The organism is Sphingobium bisphenolivorans (assembly GCF_000412635.1).
Classification (GTDB): Bacteria; Pseudomonadota; Alphaproteobacteria; order Sphingomonadales; family Sphingomonadaceae; genus Sphingobium; species Sphingobium bisphenolivorans.
The window spans coordinates 25,702-49,916 of record NZ_ASTG01000026.1 but is presented as its reverse complement, the minus strand read 5'-3'; the positions used below and the strand labels follow the sequence as shown (position 1 = coordinate 49,916).

The 24,215-nt window shown below is 64.8% G+C and carries 21 protein-coding genes and 1 pseudogene; 9 read left to right on the top strand and 13 right to left on the bottom strand.

All coding sequences use genetic code 11. From position 1 onward, the window contains the following. Positions 1-55 precede the first annotated feature (55 nt). Both L858_RS0116675 and cueR read left to right on the top strand, forming a co-directional pair. A complete protein-coding gene (locus L858_RS0116675; protein ID WP_028056237.1) occupies positions 56-2,413 on the top strand; it encodes a heavy metal translocating P-type ATPase in 2,358 nt (785 codons plus the stop codon). Next, positions 2,410-2,808 (top strand): Cu(I)-responsive transcriptional regulator, encoded by a 399-nt coding sequence (gene cueR, locus L858_RS0116670; protein WP_022684257.1) that lies wholly within the window; start codon positions 2,410-2,412, stop codon positions 2,806-2,808. Before L858_RS0116675 ends, cueR begins: the two co-directional genes overlap by 4 nt. Positions 2,809-2,834: 26 nt before the next feature. Here cueR and L858_RS0116665 read toward each other — a convergent pair whose 3' ends face one another. The 4 genes from L858_RS0116665 to L858_RS0116650 all read right to left on the bottom strand — a co-directional run bounded on the left by L858_RS0116665 (position 2,835) and on the right by L858_RS0116650 (position 7,933). Then, positions 2,835-3,470 (bottom strand): response regulator transcription factor, encoded by a 636-nt coding sequence (locus L858_RS0116665; protein WP_007683376.1) that lies wholly within the window; start codon positions 3,468-3,470, stop codon positions 2,835-2,837. A 562-nt stretch (positions 3,471-4,032) separates the two neighbouring features. Beyond that, entirely contained in the window at positions 4,033-4,941 is a 909-nt protein-coding gene (locus L858_RS0116660; RefSeq protein ID WP_022684256.1) for a ribose-phosphate pyrophosphokinase, read from the bottom strand. Continuing rightward, a complete protein-coding gene (locus L858_RS0116655) occupies positions 4,938-6,476 on the bottom strand; it encodes a thymidine phosphorylase family protein (RefSeq protein ID WP_004212749.1) in 1,539 nt (512 codons plus the stop codon). Before L858_RS0116655 ends, L858_RS0116660 begins: the two co-directional genes overlap by 4 nt. Then, positions 6,473-7,933 (bottom strand): MBL fold metallo-hydrolase RNA specificity domain-containing protein, encoded by a 1,461-nt coding sequence (locus L858_RS0116650; protein ID WP_193742885.1) that lies wholly within the window; start codon positions 7,931-7,933, stop codon positions 6,473-6,475. Before L858_RS0116650 ends, L858_RS0116655 begins: the two co-directional genes overlap by 4 nt. 251 nt (positions 7,934-8,184) lie before the next feature. Between L858_RS0116650 and L858_RS0116645 the strand changes: the two genes are divergently transcribed. From L858_RS0116645 to L858_RS20440, 4 genes and pseudogenes are all read left to right on the top strand, one after another. Further along, positions 8,185-8,448, top strand: coding sequence for a DUF2933 domain-containing protein (locus tag L858_RS0116645; RefSeq protein WP_013039078.1), 264 nt, complete (start codon positions 8,185-8,187; stop codon positions 8,446-8,448). Next, positions 8,445-9,194, top strand: coding sequence for a methyltransferase family protein (locus L858_RS20445; RefSeq protein ID WP_021245240.1), 750 nt, complete (start codon positions 8,445-8,447; stop codon positions 9,192-9,194). The genes L858_RS0116645 and L858_RS20445 overlap by 4 nt, the downstream gene beginning before the upstream one ends. 55 nt (positions 9,195-9,249) lie before the next feature. Further along, positions 9,250-9,525, top strand: a complete 276-nt coding sequence (locus L858_RS0116635) for a hypothetical protein (RefSeq protein WP_152639866.1) — start codon at positions 9,250-9,252, stop codon at positions 9,523-9,525. A gap of 680 nt (positions 9,526-10,205) precedes the next feature. After that, positions 10,206-10,844: pseudogene (locus L858_RS20440) on the top strand (site-specific integrase); the annotation flags it as partial. A 43-nt stretch (positions 10,845-10,887) separates the two neighbouring features. On the opposite strand, the gene L858_RS21370 reads toward L858_RS20440, so the two are convergent. Both L858_RS21370 and L858_RS0116620 read right to left on the bottom strand, forming a co-directional pair. Then, on the bottom strand, positions 10,888-11,415 hold the full coding sequence (locus L858_RS21370; protein WP_021245243.1) for a M67 family metallopeptidase: 528 nt from the start codon (positions 11,413-11,415) through the stop codon (positions 10,888-10,890). Then, positions 11,412-13,175: a ThiF family adenylyltransferase gene (locus tag L858_RS0116620; RefSeq protein ID WP_193742884.1), complete on the bottom strand. Its 1,764-nt coding sequence runs from the start codon at positions 13,173-13,175 to the stop codon at positions 11,412-11,414. The genes L858_RS21370 and L858_RS0116620 overlap by 4 nt, the downstream gene beginning before the upstream one ends. 280 nt (positions 13,176-13,455) lie before the next feature. Here L858_RS0116620 and L858_RS0116615 point away from each other — a divergent pair, with 280 nt between their 5' ends. Then, positions 13,456-13,845: an MbcA/ParS/Xre antitoxin family protein gene (locus tag L858_RS0116615; protein WP_020818070.1), complete on the top strand. Its 390-nt coding sequence runs from the start codon at positions 13,456-13,458 to the stop codon at positions 13,843-13,845. Positions 13,846-13,850: 5 nt separating this feature from the next. Beyond that, positions 13,851-14,543 carry an RES family NAD+ phosphorylase gene (locus L858_RS0116610; RefSeq protein ID WP_021245246.1) on the top strand — a complete coding sequence of 231 codons (693 nt, stop codon included), beginning with the start codon at positions 13,851-13,853 and terminating at the stop codon, positions 14,541-14,543. A gap of 188 nt (positions 14,544-14,731) precedes the next feature. Here L858_RS0116610 and L858_RS22330 read toward each other — a convergent pair whose 3' ends face one another. The 7 genes from L858_RS22330 to L858_RS0116580 all read right to left on the bottom strand — a co-directional run bounded on the left by L858_RS22330 (position 14,732) and on the right by L858_RS0116580 (position 23,220). Further along, the gene (locus tag L858_RS22330) at positions 14,732-14,935 is read right to left on the bottom strand and encodes an alginate export family protein (protein ID WP_238564986.1); all 204 of its coding nucleotides are present in this window, start codon (positions 14,933-14,935) and stop codon (positions 14,732-14,734) included. After that, a complete protein-coding gene (locus L858_RS21360) occupies positions 14,907-16,262 on the bottom strand; it encodes an alginate export family protein (protein WP_081643379.1) in 1,356 nt (451 codons plus the stop codon). Before L858_RS21360 ends, L858_RS22330 begins: the two co-directional genes overlap by 29 nt. Continuing rightward, the gene (locus L858_RS0116600; protein WP_022684251.1) at positions 16,259-19,465 is read right to left on the bottom strand and encodes an efflux RND transporter permease subunit; all 3,207 of its coding nucleotides are present in this window, start codon (positions 19,463-19,465) and stop codon (positions 16,259-16,261) included. Before L858_RS0116600 ends, L858_RS21360 begins: the two co-directional genes overlap by 4 nt. Beyond that, complete coding sequence (locus L858_RS0116595) at positions 19,455-20,705, bottom strand: efflux RND transporter periplasmic adaptor subunit (protein ID WP_021245249.1); 1,251 nt, start codon at positions 20,703-20,705, stop codon at positions 19,455-19,457. Before L858_RS0116595 ends, L858_RS0116600 begins: the two co-directional genes overlap by 11 nt. Then, positions 20,705-21,985 (bottom strand): TolC family protein, encoded by a 1,281-nt coding sequence (locus tag L858_RS0116590; protein WP_021245250.1) that lies wholly within the window; start codon positions 21,983-21,985, stop codon positions 20,705-20,707. The genes L858_RS0116595 and L858_RS0116590 overlap by 1 nt, the downstream gene beginning before the upstream one ends. Before the next feature lie 54 nt (positions 21,986-22,039). Further along, entirely contained in the window at positions 22,040-22,417 is a 378-nt protein-coding gene (locus L858_RS20430; protein WP_059140321.1) for a hypothetical protein, read from the bottom strand. Positions 22,418-22,653: 236 nt separating this feature from the next. Beyond that, on the bottom strand, positions 22,654-23,220 hold the full coding sequence (locus L858_RS0116580) for a hypothetical protein (RefSeq protein WP_021245252.1): 567 nt from the start codon (positions 23,218-23,220) through the stop codon (positions 22,654-22,656). Between the two features lie 221 nt (positions 23,221-23,441). Between L858_RS0116580 and L858_RS0116575 the strand changes: the two genes are divergently transcribed. Beyond that, positions 23,442-24,203 (top strand): helix-turn-helix transcriptional regulator, encoded by a 762-nt coding sequence (locus L858_RS0116575; protein WP_022684250.1) that lies wholly within the window; start codon positions 23,442-23,444, stop codon positions 24,201-24,203. The last annotated feature ends 12 nt before the right edge of the window (positions 24,204-24,215 follow it).

Genomic DNA, 24,215 nt, shown 5'->3' with positions numbered 1-24,215 from the left:
TGACCCTGACACGGTGTCAGACCCTAGATCGTCAGGCGTCGAAAGGAGCGAGGCGATGAACGAGACACATGGAGCGGCGCATGGCGGCGGTTGCTGCGGCGGCCACGGCACCGCTAAAGCGGCGACCGGCGTCAAGGACCCGGTCTGCGGCATGACCGTCGACCCGGCGACCACGGCGCATCACGCCGAGCATAGCGGTGAAAGCTATCATTTCTGCAGCGCGGGCTGCCGGACCAAATTCATCGCCGATCCCGAGCGCTATCTCGGCCCGCCGACGCCGCCGGTCGCGGCGCCCGAAGGCACGATCTGGACCTGCCCGATGCATCCCGAGATCCGCCAGGACCATCCCGGGTCCTGTCCGATCTGCGGCATGGCGCTCGAACCCGCGACCGTGACCGCCGACAGCGGCCCCAGCCACGAGCTAGTCGATTTCACGCGGCGCTTCTGGGTCGGCCTCGTGCTGGCTCTCCCGGTGCTGATCCTCGAGATGGGCGCGCATGTCTTTCCCGCGATCCATCGCCTCGTGCCGATGTCTATCTCGGTATGGATCCAGTTCGTGCTGGCGACACCCGTCGTGCTGTGGGCGGGCTGGCCGTTCTTCGAGCGTGGCTGGGCCTCGCTCAAGACCCGCAACTTCAACATGTTCACCCTGATCGCGATGGGGACCGGGGTCGCCTGGATCTACAGCGTCATCGCGACGCTCGCGCCTCAGCTGTTCCCGCCGGCCTTCCGCGGCGAGGACGGCATGGTTGCCGTCTATTTCGAGGCGGCCGCGGTGATCACCGTCCTCGTGCTGCTCGGCCAGATGCTCGAACTGCGCGCGCGGGAACGCACCTCGGGCGCGATCAAGGCGCTGCTCAACCTTGCACCAAAGACCGCGCGCCGGATCGGTTCTGATGGGAACGAAGAGGAAATCAGCCTTGATCTGGTTGCGGTGGGCGACCGCCTGCGGGTGCGGCCGGGCGAGAAGGTGCCGGTCGACGGCGTAGTCGAGGACGGCCGCTCCTCGCTCGACGAGTCGATGGTCACCGGCGAATCCATGCCCGTCACCAAGGCAAAGGCCGACACAGTGATCGGCGGCACGCTCAACCAGACCGGTGCGCTGGTGATCGTCGCCGACAAGGTCGGCCGCGATACCATGCTCGCACGCATCGTCCAGATGGTCGCTGAGGCGCAGCGCTCGCGCGCGCCGATCCAGCGCATGGCCGATCAGGTGTCGGGCTGGTTTGTGCCCGTGGTCATCGCGGTCGCGGCCGTCGCGTTCATCGCCTGGGGCATCTGGGGTCCCGAGCCGCGCTTCGCCTATGGGCTGGTGGCGGCGGTCGCCGTGCTGATCATCGCCTGTCCCTGCGCACTGGGGCTGGCAACGCCGATGTCGATCATGGTCGGGGTCGGCCGCGGCGCCGGGCTCGGTGTCCTCATCAAAAATGCCGAAGCACTCGAGCATATGGAGAAGGTCGACACTCTCGTCGTCGACAAGACAGGCACGCTGACCGAAGGCCGGCCTGCCGTCACCCAGGTCGTGCCGGCGCCCGGCTTCGACGAAGCCGAGCTGCTGCGTCTTGCCGCCTCGGTCGAGCGGGCGTCCGAGCATCCGCTCGCGCTGGCGATCGTCGAGGCCGCCAAGGATCGCGGCATCGCCACGAGCGACGTCACCGACTTCGACTCGCCGACCGGGCGCGGCGCGCTCGGCACTGTCGATGGCTGCAGGATCGTTCTCGGCAACGCGCGGTTCCTCGGTGACGAGGGCGTCGCCACCGAGGCGCTCGCCGACCAGGCCGACGCGCTGCGCCGGGATGGCGCCACCGCGATCTTCATCGGGGTCGACGGCACAGTCGGCGGCGCCTTCGCGATCGCCGATCCGGTGAAGGCCACGACACCAGAAGCGCTCGCCACGCTCAAGGCGGAGGGCATTCGCGTGGTCATGCTGACAGGCGACAACCGCACGACGGCGGAAGCGGTCGCCCGGCGTCTGGGCATCGACGAGGTGGAGGCCGAGGTGCTGCCCGATCAGAAGAGCGCCGTGGTCGCGAAGTTCAAGCGCGAGGGGCGGGTGGTCGCCATGGCCGGCGACGGTGTCAACGACGCCCCCGCGTTGGCCGCCGCCGACGTCGGCATCGCCATGGGTTCCGGCACCGACGTCGCGATCGAGAGCGCTGGCGTCACGCTGCTCAAGGGCGACCTGACTGGCATCGTCCGGGCGCGGCGGCTCAGCCAAGCGACCATGTCGAACATCCGCCAGAATCTCGTCTTCGCCTTCATCTACAATGTCGCGGGCGTGCCCGTAGCGGCGGGTGCGCTCTATCCGCTGTTCGGTATTCTGCTCTCGCCCATTATCGCGGCGGCGGCGATGGCGCTCTCTTCGGTGAGCGTGGTCACCAACGCGCTGCGCCTCAACCGGAAAGCACTGTGAACATCGGCGAGACGTCACGGCAGAGCGGCGTCTCTGAGCGGATGATCCGCCATTATGAAAAGATCGGCCTCATCCCGGCGCCGGCGCGTCGGGGTGCTGGCTATCGTGACTATGGCGAGCGCGACCTCCATCGCCTCCGGTTTATCGCCAATGCCCGCGATCTCGGCTTCCCGATCGAGGAGATCCGCACGTTGCTCAGCCTTTGGGCCGATACCGGCCGTGCCAGCGCGGAGGTGAAGCGGCTTGCCCTTGCCCGCGCCGATGAGTTTCAGCGCAAAGCCGAGGCGTTGACGGCGCTGCGCGACACGCTAATCGACCTGGCCGAGCGCTGCCAAGGCGACGAGCGGCCGGATTGTCCGATCATCGCCGAACTGGCCGCGGCCCGATCCGCATAGCATCCGGCATCGCACGGCCGAGAATTTTAGGGGTGCCCGTTTTCGGTCGATTCGTGCAGGTCGACGGCGAAAGCGATCCGCAACAGGTCGGGCAGGCTTTGCGCGTTGAGTTTGATCATCAGACTGGCCCGATGCAGCTCGACCGTGCGCGACGTGACGCCGAGTTCATCTGCGATAAGGCTATTTGGATAGCCTCGCGAAATTCCTCTCAGAACGGCCCGTTCGCGCTGCGTCAGTCTCGCGGCTTTCGAAAGAGCGTCGGCCTGTTCGGAGGCACGACGGGCTATACTCTCAAGCCAGCTGAAGCCGCGGTCGATCGCGCCGAGCAATGCGGCCTTCTCGACCGGTTTGGCGAGAAAGTCGGCAGCGCCCGCCTTCATCGCCTGTACGGCGAGCGTAGGATCGCCATTGCCCGTCAGCACCACGACGGGCATGTCGATACCGCGTCGCGTCAGCTCCGCCTGAACCTGCAGGCCGTCCATGTCGGGCATGTGCATGTCGAGAACCACGCAGCCTTTCTCGGCGTCCTCTGCGCTCAACAGAAACTCCGGCCCCGAAGCGTAGGCTTCTACGGCAAACCCTGCGGTCCGCAACGTGAAACTTAGTGCTTTTCGTATTGTCTCTTCGTCATCGACGATATGCACGACGCGCTTGTTCCCCATAGCCCCCGAGATCGATCAATACGCAGTGCCGCGAGGGCAGCGCTTCAAGGGATACTTCTCTGCACGTTGGACTATGGTCCCAGGTCAAGAGTAAAAATTTGGCGAGGCAAAACGGCGAAGGACAGCGAAACTGTGAGGGTTCGGCTACTCCGCTCACACCAATGCCGCGGTCGCTGCGGCTCATTGCCGGGTCTCTGCTCCGGACGATGCATGCGAGTTGCCCGCGCCGCCCTCGGCGCGATCGAGCCATCGCTACGCTTCCATCACATCGTCGACCGGCAGCGGGTTACTGGCGCCCGGCGGGCGAGGGGGGCGGGTTGGCCCTTGACGGCTGCGCGATCGGACGCCCAGGATAGCAGGGTGGCGCGCTTTACTTCGGGCTCAAGCTTCAGGTGCCCAGCAACGTCGAGGGGATCGATGAACGAGCGTGTGTGCGACACGACATATCCTCCTTCCCTGCCGCGATTTTCTCCGAAAGGGAGATCTCAGGAGATTGGTTCGGACTCGTTTAGGGTCAATGGATGAGGACGCGCACAGCGTTTGCCGGGCGTTCATTTCCGTCTTAGAACTGACGCGCAGCACGCCATTCAATCCGGTGGCGAACGGCCTCCGCGATCGCTGGCATGACGTCTATATCATTCGACGCATGTGCAACCGCGTTCGTGCTGACGATCCTTTCGACAAGCCCACCCAGAACCTGCGCTGCATCGCCGGCAAAAAGCGGATGCACGACCACGCAATCCGGTCGCGCGAACCCCATGCCGACCAGTTGGCGCGCCGCCTCGGTGAGGGTCCGACCGGATGAGGCGATATCGTCGACCAGCACCGGCTGGCGATCGAGAAACGCTGGGGCATTCGGAATCGAGATGGTGACGTGACGGTCGCCGGATCGGATTTTCTCGCACACGAGAAACGGAGCATCGGCATCGGCCGCCACCTGCGAGACCCACTGTTCGCTTTCCAGGTCCGGACCGATGATCAGCGGGCGAGCGACATTGCGCTTGATCCACGAGGCCAAAAACGGCGCGGCATGAACAACCTGGGTTGGGATGCGGTAGATTTCCGACAATTCATGGTAGCGATGGAGATGCGGATCGACCGTCACCAGCCAGTCGAGATGGCGAGACAGGATCGCAGCAAAGGTTCGCGACGTCACCGCCTCGCCGGCATGGAAGCGTATGTCCTGGCGCATGTAAGCGAGGTAAGGGGCGACGAGCCCGATCCTGCGAGCGCCAAGATCGCGCGCGGTGTCGGCTGCGAACAGCAGCGGCAACAGCTTGGCGTCCGGATGATCGAGACTGGACAGCAGGATGACCTCGCGGTCGCTGACGTCGTTTCCGACCCTGAGATAGGTTTCCCCGTCAGGAAACTGACGATGCTCGATCGTGCCGACCTCTGCATCGAGCGCGGCGGATAGCGGCTGTGCCAGGGCCTCGCTGCCAGGCAGCGCGAACAGGACGGTACGGTTCATAGCGCTTCAATCCCGAAGATCGGCCCGTCGCTCACGGCATAGGCCGCCGCATAGTCGAGCTCGCCCGGGCTCTCGGCATGAATGCTACACAAGGGAGCCCCGGCATCCACCATCTGGTTCAGCCGACACTGCAGTGCGACGCCAGCGGCCTTGGCCACCGGCGCGCCGGCGAGCTTCGCGACCGTCGCGAGCTTGCGATTGTCGATACTCACCAGGCGGCCGCTATAGGGAGCGATCATATCCTGCTGAAACCGGGCGACCGGTGGAGCCCGCATGCCGCCCTGCGCTTCGCAGATACGTTGGAACTTGGCCCAGGCCCCGCCGCTTTCGAGACACGCCCGCGCACGCGCATAGCCTTCGCCGGCCGGGGCCGCGTCAGCGAGCTCAAGCAGTCCTCCCGCCAGCTCGCAGGCCCGGTGGGCGAGATCCTCGGCGCCCGGCTGCCCCTGGAGGACGGCAAGGATATCCTGCGCCTCGAGCGCCGGGCCGATGCCCCGTCCGATCGGCTCCGCGCCGGGGCCGCGCATCACGCGCGTGCGAAGCCCGAAGGCTTGGGCGACCGAGCTCAGCGCGCGCTCGAGCGTATCGGCGGCATCGGTTCCGCGTACCTTGGCGGTCGGCCCGACCGGGATATCGATGACCAGATGGGTCGCACCGGCCGCGATTTTCTTGGACAGCACCGAGGCGACCATCTGCCCTACGGCATCGATATCGAGCACTCGTTCAACGCCGATGATCACATCGTCGGCCGGGCTGAGATTGACGGCGCCGCCCCAGGCGATGCAGCCGCCTTCGCGCTCGACCACCTTGCGGATGGCGGAAACGTCGAGGTCGACAGGTGCAAGCACCTCCATCGTGTCCGCCGTGCCGGCCGGCGAGGTGATCGCCCGCGACGATGTCTTGGGCATGATCAGGCCCTCCGCGGCCATGATCGAGACGATGATCGGCGTGGTGCGATTGCCCGGCAATCCACCGACGCTATGCTTGTCGACGATGACCGCTCCGGACCACTGCAATCGCTCGCCGACATCGACCATCGCCCTGGTCAGGCTGATCGTTTCGTCCGTATCGAGCGGGACCGCTGAGCATGCCGTGATGAACGCCGAGAGATGGACATCGCTATAGCGTCGCTCGGCGATGTCGGTCATGATCGCTGAAAAAGCCCCTTCACTGAGACGATTGCCATAGATGCGCCGACGCACTTCGGCGAGCGAGGCGAGAGGCTGGGCGTGCGCGATCTCGACCGGATCGCCCTCGCTGACGCCGAGCCGCCGCCATGCGGATTCGGACAGGCCGATCTCGCCGGGCGCTGGAGCCTCCGCGGAACTGTGCAGCAGCGAGACGACGATTTCCCGCCCGCCGGCGTGCAGCGCGACCTGCGCGCGCGACGCGAGACCTTCCGAGCGGCAGACGGGACAGTCTTGGCGCATGACCGCGATCAGATCACCTCCGGCAGCCGACAGGCCGAGGCGGTGTGCCCGCAGCGTCGTCGCGACAGGCTCTACTTCGGCGTCCTCGATGATCCCGGGCTTCACGCGAGCATGCCCCAGCTACCCAGCGCCGGTACGCTGCATGCCCAGCCCAGATCCTCCGAGACACGCTTCGCCAGGACCTGGGCGCCGGTCGGCTCGCCATGCGTGACATAGACATGGCGCGGGGGCTCTTGCAGCGACCCGAGCCAGCGCATGAGCTCGTCGCTGTCGGCATGCGCCGAAAGCATCGTCAGGTTGGCGACATCGGCTTCGACCGGGATATACTCGCCGTGGATCTTGATCGTCCGGGCGCCCCCGATCATGGCGGCGCCGCGGGTGCCCGCCGCCTGGAAGCCTGAGAAGAGGATGAGGTTCTTCCCATCCGGCGCGAAGCGCTTGAGATGGTGGAGCACGCGGCCGCCCGTTGCCATTCCGCTGGCCGAGATGATGACCTTTGGGGCGGGGTTGGCGGTGAGTTCCTTGGATTCCTCCACTTCGCGCACATAGTGCGCGACGCTGCACGCCGCTTCGCACTCGGCGCGGGCCAGGCGATGCTCGTCCATGAAATCGCACATCAGCCCGCTCGCGTTGATCGCCATCGGGCTGTCGAGGAAGATCGGGATGTCGCGGAGGCGTCCCTGCGCGCGCAGACGCGAGAAATGATAGAGAAGCGACTGGACCCGTCCCACGGCGAAGGCCGGGATCACCACCGTCCCTCCTCTCTCGACGCATCGTTCGACATGATCTCCAAGCGTCTTTGTCGGATCGACCTGCTCGTGGCGCCGATCGCCATAGGTCGATTCCACCAGGACATAGTCGGCGCGCGCGGGCGGCTCGGGATCTTTCATCACCGAATCGCCGTAACGGCCGATGTCGCCTGAGAAGAGGATTGTCCGCCCCTTCCAGTCGATCTCGATCGACGCCGCGCCGAGGATGTGGCCGGCGCGATGATAGCGCACCCTGATGCCGTCCGTGACTGCATGCCACGCTCCGAACTCGATCGGCCGGAAGAGCTGCAATGCCAGACGCGCGTCAGCCTGGGTGTAGAGCGGCAGCGCCGGCTGGTGCCTGGAGAAGCCGTGCCGGTTGGCGAACTCCGCATCCTTTTCCTGCAGATGACCGCTGTCGGGAAGAAGGAGCTCGCACAGGGCCGCGGTCGCCCGGGTGGCAAGGACGGTACCGTCCCAGCCCAGGCGCGCCATGCGCGGTAGCGCGCCCGAGTGATCGAGATGAGCGTGGGTCAGCAGGACTTGGCCGACATCGGCGACTTCGGGTGGAATTGGCGCCCAATTAAGGCGGCGCAGATCCCTGGGTCCCTGAAACAGGCCGGAATCGACAACGATCTGAGTTTCACCATCGTCCACCAGATAACGCGACCCTGTGACCGTTCCCGATGCGCCGAGAAAGGCGACGCCGAGACCATCGGCCGGGCGCTTAGCCAGATCGATCCTTGCTTCGCGCTCGAGGACGGTCACGCCGGACTGGTTGCGGGAATGGTGCCGTTTCTTTCTCTTGTGCATGGACGCGGGCCTGCCTCTCACGATTATGTCCGTGAGCGCAGCTTTGATTCGCGGACGCCGCACGCCTATACGCAAAAGCCGCAGCACGACTGCTGCTCCCGACAGTTGCGTCGCGCGAACACCGGTGGCCGATCCGATCGATCACCTTACCCATGCTTGCGCGATGCCCTTCGGACTTCGGTCTCTACTTATACCTTGCTCCTTGGACTCGAGCCTATGCAGGCTGGACGTTGACTAGAAGAGAACGGCATATGGGCGAACATGACCATCGCATGCGCAAGCGCGGCAAGATCGTTCTGATCGGCTTCCTGCTCGTCGCCAGCTTCTTCCTCATTACCGAGCATACCGCGCACTTCCTGGGTGTGCTGCCCTATCTCATCCTGCTCGCCTGCCCGCTCATGCACCTGTTCATGCACCACGGCCAAGGTGGGCATCAGCATGGCCATGAGCCCGGCCAGGCACCCGCCGGCTTGCCGGCCAATCCCAACGGCCGCATCGAAGGAGAGTCGCGATGACGCACGCCGACTATGGCTATGGTCTGTGGGGGCTCGCGCTGGTCAATGCCGCCGTTTTCATCCTCTTTGCGTTCAGCTTCTTCAAGCCGGCAACGCGGCGCGACTGGCGCAGCTTCGGCGCGTTCAGTGCGTTCATCGTCGCGCTCTTCGCCGAAATGTATGGCTTCCCGCTCACCATCTTCCTGCTGTCGGGGTGGCTCCAGTCGCATTTCCCCGGCGTCGACTGGTGGAGCCACGATGCTGGCCACATCCTGGAAATGATGTTCGGCTGGCGCATCAATCCGCATTTCGGCCCGTTCCACATCGCCAGCTTTGTGCTGATTGGTGTAGGCTTTTGGCTAATCTCGATCGCGTGGACGGCGCTTCACACGAGTCAGCGCAAACACGAATTGGCAATGACGGGGGTCTACGCCCGGGTGCGGCACCCTCAATACGTAGGGTTCATCCTCGTCATGCTCGGTTTCTTGCTACAATGGCCGACGCTTCTGACGCTTGCCATGTTTCCGGTGCTGGTGGTGATGTACATTCGTTTGGCTAAGCATGAGGAGAGATACGCGCTCGCGACCTACGGCGATAGCTACCGCCAGTACATGGCCCATGTTCCCGCCTTCTTCCCCAGCTTGCGTTGGAAGCGGGAGATTGCAGGACTGGCCTTCACAGGAAATGCTCGAATGGCAGGCCATCAGACGGACGGGCCGGTTAGCGAGGGTTCTCGAGAACACGACAACATGCTGCCAGGAGGTTAGACGTTGTCCTCCTCCGCAAGATCATCACGAACATGACGAAATCGAGGGGGCGTATGTGACCATGCAGGTGACGATCCTTGCGATTGTAGTAAACGGCGTTCCCGTCCTGAGCCTCCATCAGACCCGATCCGCGGCCTGGAAGCGGCTCATGAGATTCATAGACGCGAAATGGCCGGAGCGCCTGGGAGCGATGCTTCCCCCTGCCGAAGACGAAGCGAAGGCGCGCATGTTCTTTCGCGAGGAAGATAAAGACCTGTACGCGATCATCGACGCCGACATATCAGAGCTGCACGATACCTTGGGGTGGGTCAAAGATCCCGTCGTTGGTTAGCCCGTCACGCGATCGCCCTCGAAAAGCTGGGCCGCCCACCGATCGAGATCGCAGCCACGTCCTGAACGTCACCGAAGTTCAGGACGTGACCGAGCCCGGGCAGTGCGATCGGGCGCTATCTGTAAGCCGGACAAGCAACTGACCTGTTCGACCGCCGTGCCAGCGGGCTGATTGCCAAGGGCGCGGCCGGATTTTGCGTCGGCGCAACGGGTGTCAGTCGGTGTCGGCCTCTACGGAGAGATGTGCAGCGGCTGTCATCTATCGCCCCGGCGCGGAGGAATCGGAGGTGAGCCAAGGCCCTTAACGGCAAGCCCCGAACTGGCGAGGGGTGGCGCAACGCCTCACGCCCGCTCAGCAGCCCTGGATTATCAAGCATGGTGTAAGCTGACGGCCGAGCCGGCGGGGGGCAAGACGCACCGGATCCCCTGTCTGGGACACGGTGGCGTTCGTGCGCTAACTCTCGGGGATGACGGCTGAGCCGTACAAGCGCTGGTCGCGGGCGCACCTGTCGGCCACGCGGGATGATGAAGAATCTGGCAGGCACGAAATGAGACACGCAAGGATGGAGATTCGACCCTGAGAAGCACCAAACTTCGGCTGCACCTTCTCGCGAGCCGCACTCACAAGTGGCTCGCGATCATTGTCGGCGCGCAGCTTCTTTTGTGGTTCGCGAGCGGCGCGTTCGCGCCTCCGAGCTGGTGGTGATCGACGTCACGGACATCACGGAGGCGCTTGACCCGGAGGCGCGGCTACTGACTATTGCGCGCAGCAAGGGAGATCCGGAAGGAGAGGGGGCGACCGCTTATCTGTCGCCGCGATCCGTGCGCGCCATTGCGGCCTGGCGTGCTGCCTCGGGCATTGAGGCCGGCCCCTTGTTCCGCCGGGTGCAGGTACGGCGCTACAAGGCCCGCAAGGCGGTCCCGGGGCGGCGCATCGATAGCATCTCGAGTCGCGAGACCTGGGACTTGCGCAAGACGCTACCGAAGCCAGCTGTGGCGGCGCGTGTGGAATATGATATCGGCACGGCGGCGCTGCATCCCGGCTCGATCGGGCCGATCTGGCGCGCCATCATCAATCAAGCTTTCGAGCGCGGCGCACTACCGGATTTGACCAAGGACGATCTGGAACGGCTGCTCAAGGGGATCAGCGCGCATTCGACTCGAGTGGGCCTCAATCAGGACTTGTTCGTCGTCGGGGAGGATCTCGCCGGGATCATGGACGCCCTGCGCTGGAAGAGCCCGCGCATGCCTCTCGCTTACAACCGGAATCTCGCGGCCGAGCAGGGCGCGGCTGGCCGACTAATGGCGAAGATTGGGTGACGGGGCTAGGTCTGTCGCGGCGAAACGGCATGATACAATCACATTAGAAATCAGGCTGAGCCCCCTGAATTGCAGAAGGTCCGCCGATCTTCTCCAAACCCCACTCTTCAGGCGGTTCAAAGATCCGGACGTCAGTCTCGACGGACCGCGCCCGTGCCAGCAGGCCCGGCTTGTTATAGGTCCAGGCCCGGCTCTCGTAGCGTTTCTCACTCAGCGAGGCGATGAGCATCGCGGCCCTGGGGACCCGCTTGCCGATGCGGCGCAGGGTCATATGGTCCTCATTGCTCATCACTGCCGGGGTATCCGGATGCGTGTGCCAGTCTCCAAGATAATCCAAATCGCCAGCGCTGGCCGAAAATGCCTGACCTATTTGCTCCAGTTGCCAAACATGATCCGGTATGAAGGCGTGCCGCCCGTGCATTGCGCGTGGTCCGGGACCGATGACCCGGGCCACGATCCGATCGTCGCCATCGTGCCAACCGAGCATCACGCCGCCTGTTTCCAGCGGATGGAATGCGGTGCCCAGTTGAAGAATTCGACGATTTGCGGCGGCGCTGAGCCAGAGAGTCACGCAACCTCCCGGCCACAGCAGACGGGGTGCGCGCGGGCATGCCCGACCTCCCAGGTCGGTAGGATCCGCCTCCCGTCCTTGAAGTGCGAGAGGACGGCAACGTCCCAATCCCCCGCGTCGAAAACATCCGGAATGGTGACGGCAAGCACACCGCGAACAACTTGTAGCGACACTTCCTGCAGATCGAACGAGCCCCCCGTGAATGTCGGCGCATTGCATCCGACAGGAAGTACGGTGCCGCCGGTGTCTTCCGCGGGCTGCGGTAACGTGCCGTCAAGCCATTGAGATTGGACGCATAGGAAGCATGCTGGATGATCGGTCGCGAACTTCGCGACCACGCCGCCTGCGGCGCCCAGGGTTGCATAGCCGATCACAAGAGGGGTTCCGATATCTTTGCAATGAAACGCCAGCGCCTGCTGGCATTCGGTTGACGCCGACGTGTCGATCACGACGTCAACTGAGCCGATCAGCGATCGCAATTGCTGCAACGGGTTCCCTTTGAGTTGTCCAAGGTCTTGCGAGTCAGAAAGCGCCGCGCCGACTTTGGTTTGGCCGCTGGACGCCTGCGTCCACGGGTAGTTTTGCTGGATGAACGCTGCGAGCACTTCGGACTTGGAAACACCCCATACCGCGCGACCGAGCGGCCAGCGAACATAATTGCCGGGCTCGACCAGGTCGGGATCGAACAGGCTGATTTCCTTGAAACCGGCTCGCGCCAGCTCAATAGCGGCGAAGCTTCCGATCGCACCACATCCTATGAGCAGGGCCTTCTTACCGCGCAGTGCGCTGGCGACCGGCAATCGACTGAACATGTCGTCGGAAATGCCGTAGCCCCGGATGAAGCTGACATGGCGACGCTTGCCGACCCAACGATTAGCCAGGAAAATCCATCCGTCACCAAGACCATTCGGCCCATAAGCGACCTCCTCCTCGATGAGAATCGCCGTGATGCTCAAGGGGGCTTTCCCGATCTTCGTCCAGCCGCTTGCTTCCCCTTGGAACAGGTTCGCCTCAGCTGCGACCAGTGCTTCCGCTTCGGCTAGGAGGGCTGCCGCGTCCCGTCCAAGGGTCGGTTTCATGCGCACCCATCGGGCTGGCAGTGGCGACCACTTTCCTGTTCGCTGCGGCAGTTCAAATGGCTCTGCGAGCCAAACCCCTTTAGCAGGTCTCGTCTGCGTCATGATCGCTTCGAAAGCTGCGCCGTCCTTCTTAGGGCCGGCTATCGGGCGTTCCTGGCTGACGGCGGTCGCTGGGCCGAATTTGCCGGTTGGAGCGGTGCGCCCCTGTCCAAAGTACACGGCAGAGTTGGTTTCACCCTGGCCGTTAAAATAGGTCGAGAGCGGATCTGGATAAGGCTCCTCCGCCTTGGCCGCTTCTTCCCAAGAACCAGCATTGCGGTGGCCGATGGCATCGAACAGCTGCTGCAACTGGCGGTCGATCATGTCAGCCACAAGTTCGTTCGGGTCCCACTGGTCATTGCCTTGGATCAAAAGGCAAAGGGCCTTGCTGTGCGGATTTTGATGGCGCTCGAGTTCAAGATCGGGTGCCGTCACTTCGGGGCGGCAATAGGGGTGTAACGAGGAGAACCCGACAAGTAGCCGAATATCTCCTCGCTCCTTGGCCGGCCAGATAGCTTCCAACAGGAGGAAGCCATCTGACTTGTGCTTAACCAAAACCGCAGCGCCGTGGCGTTCAAACGCGGCCAATTCGGCCCGGTACAGGCCGTCCCACGAGTCCCACCAGCCCTCGGTTGCGGTCATCTGTTCAACCAACCGGGCGGTGGGGTGGCGGGTTGGACGGCACCGGCGGACCATCCGGACGGCCGGGTGTATGGCTCGGCGGGCCTTTGGGCACATCGGGGTGCTGCGGATGATCCGGGTGGCCCGGCGGATTTCCATTGTTGCTGTTCATCATGATCTCCTGAGAGGACTCTTGACGCCGTGTCATCATGGACTAGAATCGCGTTCGAGTCCTGATTTGAACTGTATGCATTAGGACTGATTTGAAAATCAAGTCCAGAAATGGACCGGGGAGCTTTTTATGGGCAATTCGCAAGCCGATGCTCGCGCGGGCATGGGAACGACCCGGATTCCGGTGGAGCTAGAGGCCTTTTTCCAGATCGCGGAACGCTGGGAGTTGACCACTGACGATCAGATCAGGCTCTTGGGCTCACCGGGCAGGTCGACATTCTTCAAATGGAAGAAAGAGGGCGGAACGCTTCCGAATGATACGACAGAACGCCTCTCTCACATCTTGGCCATCTGGAAGGCCCTGCGTATCCTGTTCACGGTCGACGAACGCGGCGACGCGTGGATGCAAAAGCCCAACGAATTTTTTGATGGTCAGTCTGCCCTGGCTATCATGTTGCGAGGGGGAGTCGCAGACATATATCGAGTTCGGCAATATTTGGATGCTCAGCGCGGGGGTTGATCGCAATGGAGTTGGTCGACATCGAATGTGAGCTTTACAGGCTTATTCCCTCGCGTTTCCCGCCCGTTTCAGTTTTCGACGGCCTCGTGGCAAACGACAGGCTCGATCAACTCGCGGAGATCGAGGCGCGCACCAATCCGCGTTTACAGTCAGATGAGCGGCTACGAGCCTTATATGGTGATAGCGGGTCGCCGCAGCTTCAAAACTGGAATCTCGCTCCGTTCAAATACCTCAACCCTGAGGGGAGCCGCTTCTTCCCGTCTACCTGGCCAGCGTTGGAACTTTCCGACGATCAACAGACGGCGCTTGCTGTAGCGGTCGCTCGGCGCGAAGGATTCCTGCGGCGAACGAGTGAGGCCGCCCTTGGCTTGGACATGCGGATGCTCAAGACCCCGGTGGCGGGAAAGTTTGCGGACCTCTCGGAAGTTTCGCCCAACCTGGAGCGGGAAAAACGCTGGGAGATAGCAAGAGATTTGCCAGAAGCGGCGGATGGCATCATCTACTGCCCCCCTGAGCGACCGTCGCACCGCTGCTACGCGGTTTTGCGAGGCGACAGGCTGGGGCGAACCATCCAGACGGTTCACTATCGTTTTGCATGGGACGGATCGCGTATTTCGGCCGTCTACGCCTTTGATGAAGTGGGCCGAAAATTAAGTCCTGAGGACTTCTCTTTGGCGGATGACGCACTCGCGGCTTAGTCTTTTGGGCAGTACATCGTTACTACAGGTTGCGGGACCGCCGTCGGCTACCGTGAGCATCGCTGCGCGAACTTTCCAGGAAGTCCGTTTCCAAGATGAGCTGACAGAACCCTATTTGCCTGCTCTCAAAATGACCTTCGTCAGGTTGGGTGGGCGTCCAATACACGCGATCGCAAGCCGACCGCCCGTCAGAAGCTCGCCGTCAAGTTGAACGAACCATAGCGCGTCCATTCTCCCGGCGGCGCATTGGGTGCGTCGCGGAGGAAGCGCCCCTTGGCGAGCAGCAGGCCGTCGAGTTCGAAGCGCAGCCGCGTGGGCACGAGCCAGTAGCGAATGCGTGCCTCGATCTGGTGACCGGCAAAATCACCGGAGCGCCCCGAGGCGTCGCGCACGCTGGTGGAGGAGAAGCTGTCCTGATCCGCTGCCAGCCACATCGGCCGATAAGGCGAACCAGTCGAGCCGCTTGCTCGGTGTCGCTTCGATGCGAATGCCGGGCGTCATGATATTGGTCCGGGCGATGGCATTGTAGAGCCCGGCCGGCGCGAGATCGGCGCGGCGCATGCCGAACAGTGTGTCGAAGCGGCCGAACCTGCCGCCGGGTTTGTCGCCGCTGGCCCGGTCGAACTCGACCGATAGGCGCGGCTTCCAAGGGCCGGCGAAGCTGTAGCCGACGTCGGCATGGATGAAGCTCGCGCCGACGCTTTGCCGCGCCGCAGTGGGCGCCGGTGACGCGCTGACATGGCCGGTCTGGTAGAAGGCCTCGATCTCGTAGTCGAACTTGCTGGCCCGCGGCTCGGCAATGATCCGCCCACCGAACGTGTCGAGCGAGCGGTCCCGTGTGGGCCGCCCGGGTGCATCGCGCTCGCCGAGATGGAAATAGCTTAGCTCCGCCATTGCTGCCCCGATCGCCTTGGCCTTGCTGACCTGCCCGCCCCACAGCACGAGATCGAAGCTTTCCCTGTCGAGTCGCACTTTGGCATCGCGAATGCCTTGGGTGTCGTCGGGCAGACGGACTTGCGGCAGAGTGTAGATCAGCGTCGTCTTCCAGCCCTGCGGCGCGGCGATGTCGGCGCGCAGGCCGGTGTAGCCATTGGTCGTGTTGCGATAGTCGTCAGCCGCGACCAGCCGGCGCGATCCCAGGTTGAGCGTCATGCGCCCAGCGGTGAGCGTGAGTTTCGTACCCTTGCCGCGTGTGAGGTTGTTGTCGATCCCCCAGGCGAGGCAGGCGCCGGCGATGGCGACCGCGCCCAGTCCGAATCCGCTGCCGGTGCCCTGCCAGGCCAGCAGCGCCGCGCCCGCCAGGATCGCTAACGCCCCGAGCAGCAGTCGGCGATCAACATTCTCGCGGAACACCGCCCAGGCAATGCCCATCGTCGCGAGGCCCTCGAGGTTGAGAAGTAGTGCGGCCGAGGAGGCTGGCGTGGTCGTCAGGCCAAGCATCAGCAGCAGCGGGCCGGCAACGCCCCCGGCAAGCACCACGAGTGCCATCCAGCCCCAGTCGCCACGAACGAGCGGCGCTTCGTTGCTCACCCGTCTTCGCAGCACCCAGACGAACGCCAGCCCTAACCCCGATCCCAGATAGAGCAGGCTCGCCAGCAGCCAGGGGTTCACGCCTTCGCCCAGGAGCGCCTTGGCGAGCGGCGTGCTCGCCCCGAACAATGCCGCCGAGGCAATGCCGAACGGCGCGCCCGGCCAGGCGACCCAGGATCTGAGGCTCATGCTGTCGCCTCCGTCACCAAAGGCCGATCCGCTTCGCCTTCCTTGCGGCGGACGAGCCGATAGAGCGCGGGCAGCACCAACAGGGTGAGCAGCGTCGACGAGATGACACCGCCGATGACCACCGTCGCCAGCGGCCGTTGCACCTCGGCCCCCGCGCCGACGTTGAACGCCATCGGCACGAAGCCGAGGCTCGCAACCAGCGCGGTCATCAGCACCGGCCGCAGGCGCGTCAGCGCGCCCTCGCGGATCGCGTCCTCAAGGCTGCGGCCTTCGGCCAGCAGCGACCGGATGAAGCTCAGCATCACCACTCCGTTCAGCACCGCCACGCCCGAGAGCGCGATGAACCCGATGCCTGCCGAGATGGAGAGCGGCAGCCCCCGGATCAACAGCGCCGCAACGCCGCCGGTGAGTGCCAGCGGCACCCCGGAGAAGACGATCGCGGCGTCCCGACCCGAGCGGAACAGCGCATAGAGCAGGCCGAAGATCAACAGCATCGCCGCCGGCACCACCAGCTGCAGCCGCTTGGCAGCGGAGATCAGCTGTTCGAAGGTGCCGCCGTAGCTCACCCAGTAGCCGGCGGGCATCTCGACCTGCGCCCCGACCTTGCTGCGGAGCTCCTCGACGAACGAACCGAGGTCGCGGCCGCGGACATTGGCGGTGACGACGACGCGGCGCTTGCCGTCTTCGCGGCTGACCTGGTTGGGGCCGATGACCACCTCGACCTTGGCGACGTCCTCGAGCGGCACGAAGCCGCGTGGTTCGCCGCCGCCGGCTCCCAGCGGGATGCGCAGCCGGCCGATCTCGTCGACCCGCGTGCGAAGATCTTCGGGCAGGCGGACGATAATCGCGAAGCGGCGGTCGCCCTCGAAAATCTGTCCGGCGGGCGCGCCGCCGATCGACACCGCGACCACGTCCTGCACGTCGCCGACATTGAGACCGAGCCGGGCGAGCGCGGCTCGGTCGGGCGTGATCTGCAGCACTGGAAGGCCTGTGACCTGCTCGACGCTCACGTCCTGCGCGCCATCGATGCCCGCCACGACCTTCTCGATCGCCTGGCCGATTTCGTGCAGCTGGTCGAGATCGTCGCCGAACACCTTGACCGCGACATCGGCGCGCACCCCCGACAGGAGCTCGTTGAACCGCATCTGGATGGGCTGGGTGAACTCGTAGTTGTTGCCGGGGATGGTCCGGGCCGCCGCGTGCATCTCGGTGACGAGCTGGGTCCGGGGCTTGCGCGGGTCGGGCCATTCGTCGCGAGGCTTTAGCATCACGAAGGTATCGGCGACCGAAGGCGGCATCGGGTCGGTCGCGACCTCGGCGGTGCCGATCTTGGCGACGATCCGCTCGACCTCGGGGAAGCGCTTGAGCCGCGCCTCCAGCGCTCTCTGCATCTCGATTGCCTGGCTGAGGCTGGTGCCGGGAATACGCAGCGCATGGAGCGCGATGTCGCCTTCATCGAGATTGGGCACGAACTCCGATCCCATGCGGCTGGCGGCGAGGCCGGCGAGCGCGACCAGCGCCACCGCGCCGACCACGACCGCGACGCGCAGCCGGAGCGCCATGTCGAGCGCGGGGGCATAGGCCTTGCGCGCGAGAACCATGAGCCGGCTTTCCTTCTCCTCGACCCTGCCCGTGACGAACAGCGCGACCGCCGCCGGCACGAAGGACAGCGACAGGATCAAGGCGGCGCTGAGCGCCATGACCACGGTGATTGCCATGGGATGGAACATCTTTCCCTCGACGCCGGTCAGCGCGAAGATCGGCACATAGACGAGCGCGATGATCAGCACGCCGAACAAAGACGGGCGGATCACCTCGGATGTGGCGGATGCCGCGAGATCGAACCGCTCCGTGCGCGTCAGCAGCCGGCCATGCCCATGCTGCGCCTCGCCGAATCGGCGCAGGCAATTCTCGACGATGATGACCGCGCCATCGACGATCAGGCCGAAGTCCAGCGCACCGAGGCTCATCAGGTTCCCCGACACGCCCGCCTGGAGCATCCCGGTGATCGTCATCAGCATCGTGATCGGGATGACCGCGGCGGTGATCAGCGCCGCGCGGATATTGCCGAGCAGCAGGAACAGTACGACGATGACGAGCAGCGCGCCCTCGGCGAGGTTCTTCTCGACCGTGCCGATCGCGCGCTCGACGAGCTCGGTGCGGTCGTAGATCGCCTCGGCTTTGACGCCGGCCGGCAGCGCTTTGGCCGCCTCGGCAAGCCGTTCGGCTGCTGCGCGGGCAACGATCCGGCTGTTCTCGCCCGCGAGCATGAACACGGTGCCGAGCACAACCTCGCGGCCGTTCTCGGTGGCGGCGCCCGTGCGCAGCTCCTCTCCCAGGCCCACGTCGGCGACATCAGCGATGCGGATCGGCACGCCGCCGCGATTGGTGACGATGATCGACTTCAGATCGTCGATACCCGACGCCTGGCCGGGCACGCGGATGAGATACTGCTCGCCATAGCGCTCGACATAACCAGCACCGACATTGGCGTTGTTGCGTCCAAGCGCCTGCACGACATCGTTCAGGGTGAGGCCGTAGGCGGAGAGCCGCTCGGGCAGCGGCGTCACATGATATTGCCGCTCGTAGCCTCCAATGCTGTTGACCTCGGTGACGCCGGGCGTGTTCCTGAGCTGCGGGCGGATCACCCAGTCCTGGAGCGTGCGTAGATCCTCGGGACTGTAGGCGCTGCCGTCGGGTTTGCGCGCACCCGGCTGCGCCTCCAGCGTGTACATGAAAATCTCGCCCAGGCCCGTCGCGATCGGCCCCATCTCGGGCACCACCCCTTCGGGCAACTGGTCGCGCGCGTTCTGCAGCCGTTCGTTGACGAGTTGCCGCGCGAAATAGATGTCGGTGCCATCGGCGAAGACCGCAGTCACCTGGGAGAGCCCGTAACGCGAGACCGAGCGGGTATATTGCAGCCCCGGCAGACCCGCAATTGCGGTCTCGACCGGGAAGGTCACGCGCTGCTCGGCCTCGAGCGGCGAGAAGCCCGCCGCTTCGCTGTTGATCTGGACCTGGACGTTGGTGATGTCCGGAGTCGCGTCGATGGGCAGGCGCTGGAACGCCCAGATGCCGATGGCGCAGAGCAGCGCGACGGCGGCCAGTACCGCCCAGCGGAACCGGATCGCGCCGGCGACGAGCCTTTCCAGAATCGGTGGGCGTTCGAACAGCGGCGGACGGGCGGGAGCCTCAATGGTCATGGCTCGCCCCCGACTTCTCGACATCCGCGCGGATCAGGAAGGCGCCGTCGGTCACATATTCGGTGCCGGGTTCGAGCCCGCCGAGGATCTCGGTCCACTCGGGCGTGCGCCGCCCGATCTCGAGCATCCGCACCTCATAGGTGTTGCCGACTTTGGCATAGACCACCTCGAAGTCGCGGAAGCGCTGGATCGCCTTGGTCCTGACCGCGAGCGGGACATTCGCCGACGCGACTGCGAACTGTCCCTCGACGCCCATGCCGGGACGGAACATGCGCGCCGCCGATTCCGGTAGGTGGACATGGGCCATCAGCGTCTGGCTGGCGAGATCGGCGGTCGGCAGGACCGCCTCGACCGCGGCCTCGATCCGCGCCTCTCCGGAAAGACTGCGCACGCGCACCGTCTGCCCGACACGGACGCGCTCGGCATCGCGCGGATACACGAAGAACTCGGCGTGGAGCTTCGCCGGGTCGGCGATCACGAACAGCGCGCGATCGCCGGTTACGTCGCCGACATTGGCGTTCTTTTCGATGATCGTGCCGCTGATCGGCGCCGGCACCGCGTAGGTCTGGAGCGAGTGGCTGGATTCGACGCGGAGCAGGGCCTGACCCTTGCGGACCTGCTGGCCGAGCTGCCCGCTCATCCAGACGATCTGCCCCGGCAGCCGCGCCCGGACATCGGCCTTGCCTTCGGGCGTGATCTCGATCCGTCCGGCCATGTCGATGAGCTCGGCGATGGCGACGGGTCCTGCCCGTTCGGACTTCACACCGCCGGCGCGCGCCGCCTCGGCGGAAATCGTCGTGCGGCCCTCGTAGGAGGCATAGGACCAGCTATGTGTGCGCCCGCCCTCGACCGCGCGCACCTTGACGTCGAACGAATGCGGCTCATGCACGACGCCGCCTCCCAGCAGATAGTCCTCGCGCGGCGTGAAGGCGAAGCGGTCGATCCGGCCGCCGAGCCGCGTGAGTTCGACGCCGAGTTGCACTTCGCCCGGCGTCACGGGCTTGCCGCCGCGATAGGCGTAGACGTGGAACTCGGGTTCGACGCCATCCTCGAAGATGGTCATCTCGACCGCGAAATCGCCATCGCGCAGCATTCGTCCGCGATGCGGGCCGCGCTCATAGTCGGCGGCCTTGGCGGCGGGTTCTTCCCCGGTTTCGTTGGCGGCGGGGCTGCCGCTGCAGGCGGCCAGCAAGGCGCAAGCGGCGAGGATGCCGCCGCGTACAAGGAAGGAGGTCTTCATCAGCGGTTCTCCGCGCTGGCGATGAGGGGAAGATGGCGGCCGGTTAGCCGGTCGAGCCGGGCGCCGATGAGATGGAAGCGGCGCAGCAGGTCGATGCGGCGCGAGCGCAGCTCGATCACCGCCTGGCTCGCCTGGCTCACCTCGAGAAAGGTGAAGGCGGTGCCGCCGCGCCGGAAGCCGTCGCGCACCATGACCACCGCACGTTCGGCGCCCGGCAGCACTTCGCGGTCGAGCCGAACGATTTCGGTCGCGAGCGCGGCGCGTTCGGCCGTGAGCCGGTCGATCTCGCGTCGCCGTTCGACCCGTGCCACCGCGATCTCGGCTTCGGCCGCTTGGGCATCGGCACGTGCGCGCTCGACATTGCCGCGATTGGCGGAACGGTTGCCGAGCGGGATAGAGCCGCCGACCACCAGCGCGACGTCGTTGCCCTGGCCGAAATGCCGCACGCCGACCCGCGCGGTCGGATCCCCCGCATTGCCGGTCTCGGCAAGGCGAACGCGCGCATCAGCTGCGGCGCGCTCGGCGTCGAGCAAGGCGAGATCGGGAAGATCGCCCTCGGCGGCGGGAGCGGCGGCGAGATTGGTGAACGGCGCGGTGTCGAGCCGATAGTCCGCCGTGCCGCCCCACCAGGCGGCGAGATAGGCGCGGGCGATGCGGGCGGCCGCCTGGGCCTGGTCGAGCGCGATCCGCGCCTGCGCCACCGACGTTTTCGCGCGCTCGGCCGCGAACAGCGGATCGAGCGCAGCGGCGACCCGGCGACGGACTTCGGTTTCAACCCGCTCGGCCTCGGCGAGCCGCTGTCCGGCGACCGCCACCGCCGCCTCGGCGGAAAGCGCCTCGACCCATGCCGCCTGCACCTGGGCGAGAAGGTCGAGCATCCGTAGCCGCGTACGCGCCGACGTCACGCCTACCGACGAGCGGGCGGCGCCGATGCGGGCTTCGCGCTTGCCGCCGCGTTCCCAGGTGCGCTCGTACCAGGCCGTGGTCTGCGAACGGTCGATCGGCGAATAGGGGCCTGTGCCGGCGAAATCCTCGACGTCGACGCCGATCACGTCGCGGGGACGGACATCGGCCTGGGCAATAGCGGCGTTCGCCGCCTGGAGTTGGGCCGCAGTGGCCGCGACGACGGGATCGCCGCTCGCCACCCGGGCCAGCGCATCGGAAAGCGTCAGGTTTTGGGCCGAAGCCGCCTGCGCGTAGAGGAAAAGTGGAAGCACGGCGCAGAGCACCGGCATCTTGGCAAGGCGCGCGTGGGCACGCGCGCGATCGAATGAAAACATGAAAGGCCTCGCAAGACGGCACGACACATCCGCGCCGAACCTGCGACGCGGGGCTCAGGCGTTTGGGCCGAGATCCTTGGGAGGTCGTTCGGGGCCGCGCGCCTTCACGCCGAGCGGCCGTCGCTGCGGCTCGAAAGTGCCCGCGCTGGCGGCCAGCGCGAGTATCGCCGCCGGCGCCTGATCGGGGACGATCAGGCCGGAGCCGCCATCGGCATGGTGGTGATGACCGCCGGCAAGATGCCCGACAGGATCGTCGTCGCTGTCGTCCGGCTGCGGGCTGTGATGATCGTCGGCATGATCCAGCTCGAGCGAAAGATCGCCCAGGAGCATGTGCTCATGGGCGATCGGCGCGCCCGGCGCATGCTGGATTCGGTCCATGGAGTTAGACAGCGACATCCCCGCAAACACGAAGACGAGCGCGATGCAGAGCATCGCGGTCAACCGCTTTACGATGGAGGTTTCGCTGGTTTGCACATTGAGTCACTAACCGTCCGCTTGTTTTCAGGCAAGCCAACTCGGCATGAGCAAAGCAATCTTGGCTTTTCTAATGAAGCGGGCGCGCTTTGCTTCGCGGATTGCCGTTGTAACAGCACGACGACAGTTAGCTCTGAAAACTCCAAGCCATCGGCAGGATCTCTGCCGGTGGTGCAGGGCGGACTGGCGTATCCTCACCTCATAAGAGCGAGTTCGCCCTGTGCGGCATGTTTCGTGAGACTGGTCGCAGACACGAGGCCCCGGGCGTCGCCGATCAAGGTATAGACGGCGTGGCGCTGCCCGCCGCGGTTTCGATGGTCGACGTGATAGCCCTGATAATGACGGCGCATGAGATCGGCGTTCACCAATTCGGAGACGGCGCGGCTGAGGTTACTCTTCCCGGTGGTTCGCATGCGTGCGCGCATTTCCTCTGCGATCGTTCGTTGCGTTTCCTGTGCATCGCCGGTGAGCATTCCACTTCTGTCCAGATCCCTACGAACGCGATCTGCCAACGCTGCGCTGCGGGATACTCGATGAGACATCGGTGTGAGCGCGTCGCAGAGCCAGTCGCGCAGCGAAACAAGCTCGTTGTCCCGCTTGATCCAGGGACCGGCGCTCCCGTCGGGGCCGGCGACCTGCGCAATCAAGTTGAGCAGCATGAAGGCATAGCGGGGACGGCTTGAGACCTGCGCCAATCTCTCGAGCACGGCTGCGATATCGCAGCTGCTGGAAGATTGGAGAGGAGCGCCGGGATGAAACATAACGCGACTGAATCAAGCACAGACAAGGATCAATGTGAATCCGAAATTCGCACCGTGGAGCGTCCTTTGTCGCCTATGACACTTTACCAGCAGGCAAAGTGTCATAGGCGATTCATCCAAGCAGGTTTGTTGCGAATCGTTCTCAACTCACCGTGATAATCGCGGAGCTGGCCGCTTAACGCTGGACGAGAAGTTCTTTTGGCGACGAGCTTCGACCGTCTATGGCGAACAGGATAAGAGACTGCGGCCGCCTGGACGACCTCACGCGTTTCGCACAGGAATGTGCGCGTGCTGGAAACCTCGGCGATTTGCAAGGCACGATCGATGCGGCCGTGCGCGAACTCGGCTTCCGCTGGTTCACGCTGCTCCACAATGTCGATCTTCGGCACGGAGGCGGGCAGCGCCTGTTCCTCACCACCTATCCGCCGGCCTGGCTCGAAGAGGTGCTCGAGGAGCGCCACTATATCGAGGACCCCATCCACGCGGCCTGCGCCCGCACGCCATCGGGGCTCGCCTGGGATCGGGTGGGCGACGTGCTTGAGCTTTCGTCGCGCCAGCGAAGCATCCTGAAACGCGCCAGGGATCATGACCTTGCAGCGGGCTATAGCTTGCCGATCAGGACGCCGGGTGAGCCTGAGGCGATTTTCACCGTCGCCCGACCGCGTGATGAACCGCTGGATGCGGCGGAAATTCTCACCGCCCGGTTGCTGGGATCGGTCGCTTATGACCGGGCGCGCGAACTGCTCGGCGAAGAGATAAGGACCTTGGCGTTCGTTTCCCTCAGTCCGCGCCAGGTCGAGTGCATCGCGTTCGTGGCCCAGGGTAAGAGCGATTGGGAGATTGCCCAGATTCTCGGGCTTAGCCGCGACACCGTGCATGAATATGTTGAATCCGCGCGTCGGCGCTACGGTGTGCGGCGCCGAACGCAGCTGGTGCTGCGCGCGGTTCGCGACGGTCATCTCAATATGGACGCGCTCCTGTGATCTCGCTCGGGC

Bases quoted from the DNA above. Each gene is read 5' to 3' on its own strand.
- L858_RS0116675 (WP_028056237.1), top strand. From the start codon at position 56: ATGAACGAGACACATGGAGCGGCGCATGGCGGCGGTTGCTGCGGCGGC.
- L858_RS0116665 (WP_007683376.1), bottom strand. From the start codon at position 3,470: ATGGGGAACAAGCGCGTCGTGCATATCGTCGATGACGAAGAGACAATA.
- L858_RS0116660 (WP_022684256.1), bottom strand. From the start codon at position 4,941: ATGAACCGTACCGTCCTGTTCGCGCTGCCTGGCAGCGAGGCCCTGGCA.
- L858_RS0116650 (WP_193742885.1), bottom strand. From the start codon at position 7,933: ATGCACAAGAGAAAGAAACGGCACCATTCCCGCAACCAGTCCGGCGTG.
- L858_RS0116645 (WP_013039078.1), top strand. From the start codon at position 8,185: ATGGGCGAACATGACCATCGCATGCGCAAGCGCGGCAAGATCGTTCTG.
- L858_RS20445 (WP_021245240.1), top strand. From the start codon at position 8,445: ATGACGCACGCCGACTATGGCTATGGTCTGTGGGGGCTCGCGCTGGTC.
- L858_RS0116620 (WP_193742884.1), bottom strand. From the start codon at position 13,175: ATGACCGCAACCGAGGGCTGGTGGGACTCGTGGGACGGCCTGTACCGG.
- L858_RS0116615 (WP_020818070.1), top strand. From the start codon at position 13,456: ATGGGCAATTCGCAAGCCGATGCTCGCGCGGGCATGGGAACGACCCGG.
- L858_RS0116610 (WP_021245246.1), top strand. From the start codon at position 13,851: ATGGAGTTGGTCGACATCGAATGTGAGCTTTACAGGCTTATTCCCTCG.
- L858_RS21360 (WP_081643379.1), bottom strand. From the start codon at position 16,262: ATGAGCCTCAGATCCTGGGTCGCCTGGCCGGGCGCGCCGTTCGGCATT.
- L858_RS0116600 (WP_022684251.1), bottom strand. From the start codon at position 19,465: ATGACCATTGAGGCTCCCGCCCGTCCGCCGCTGTTCGAACGCCCACCG.
- L858_RS0116595 (WP_021245249.1), bottom strand. From the start codon at position 20,705: ATGAAGACCTCCTTCCTTGTACGCGGCGGCATCCTCGCCGCTTGCGCC.
- L858_RS0116590 (WP_021245250.1), bottom strand. From the start codon at position 21,985: ATGTTTTCATTCGATCGCGCGCGTGCCCACGCGCGCCTTGCCAAGATG.
- L858_RS20430 (WP_059140321.1), bottom strand. From the start codon at position 22,417: ATGCTCTGCATCGCGCTCGTCTTCGTGTTTGCGGGGATGTCGCTGTCT.
- L858_RS0116580 (WP_021245252.1), bottom strand. From the start codon at position 23,220: ATGTTTCATCCCGGCGCTCCTCTCCAATCTTCCAGCAGCTGCGATATC.
- L858_RS0116575 (WP_022684250.1), top strand. From the start codon at position 23,442: ATGGCGAACAGGATAAGAGACTGCGGCCGCCTGGACGACCTCACGCGT.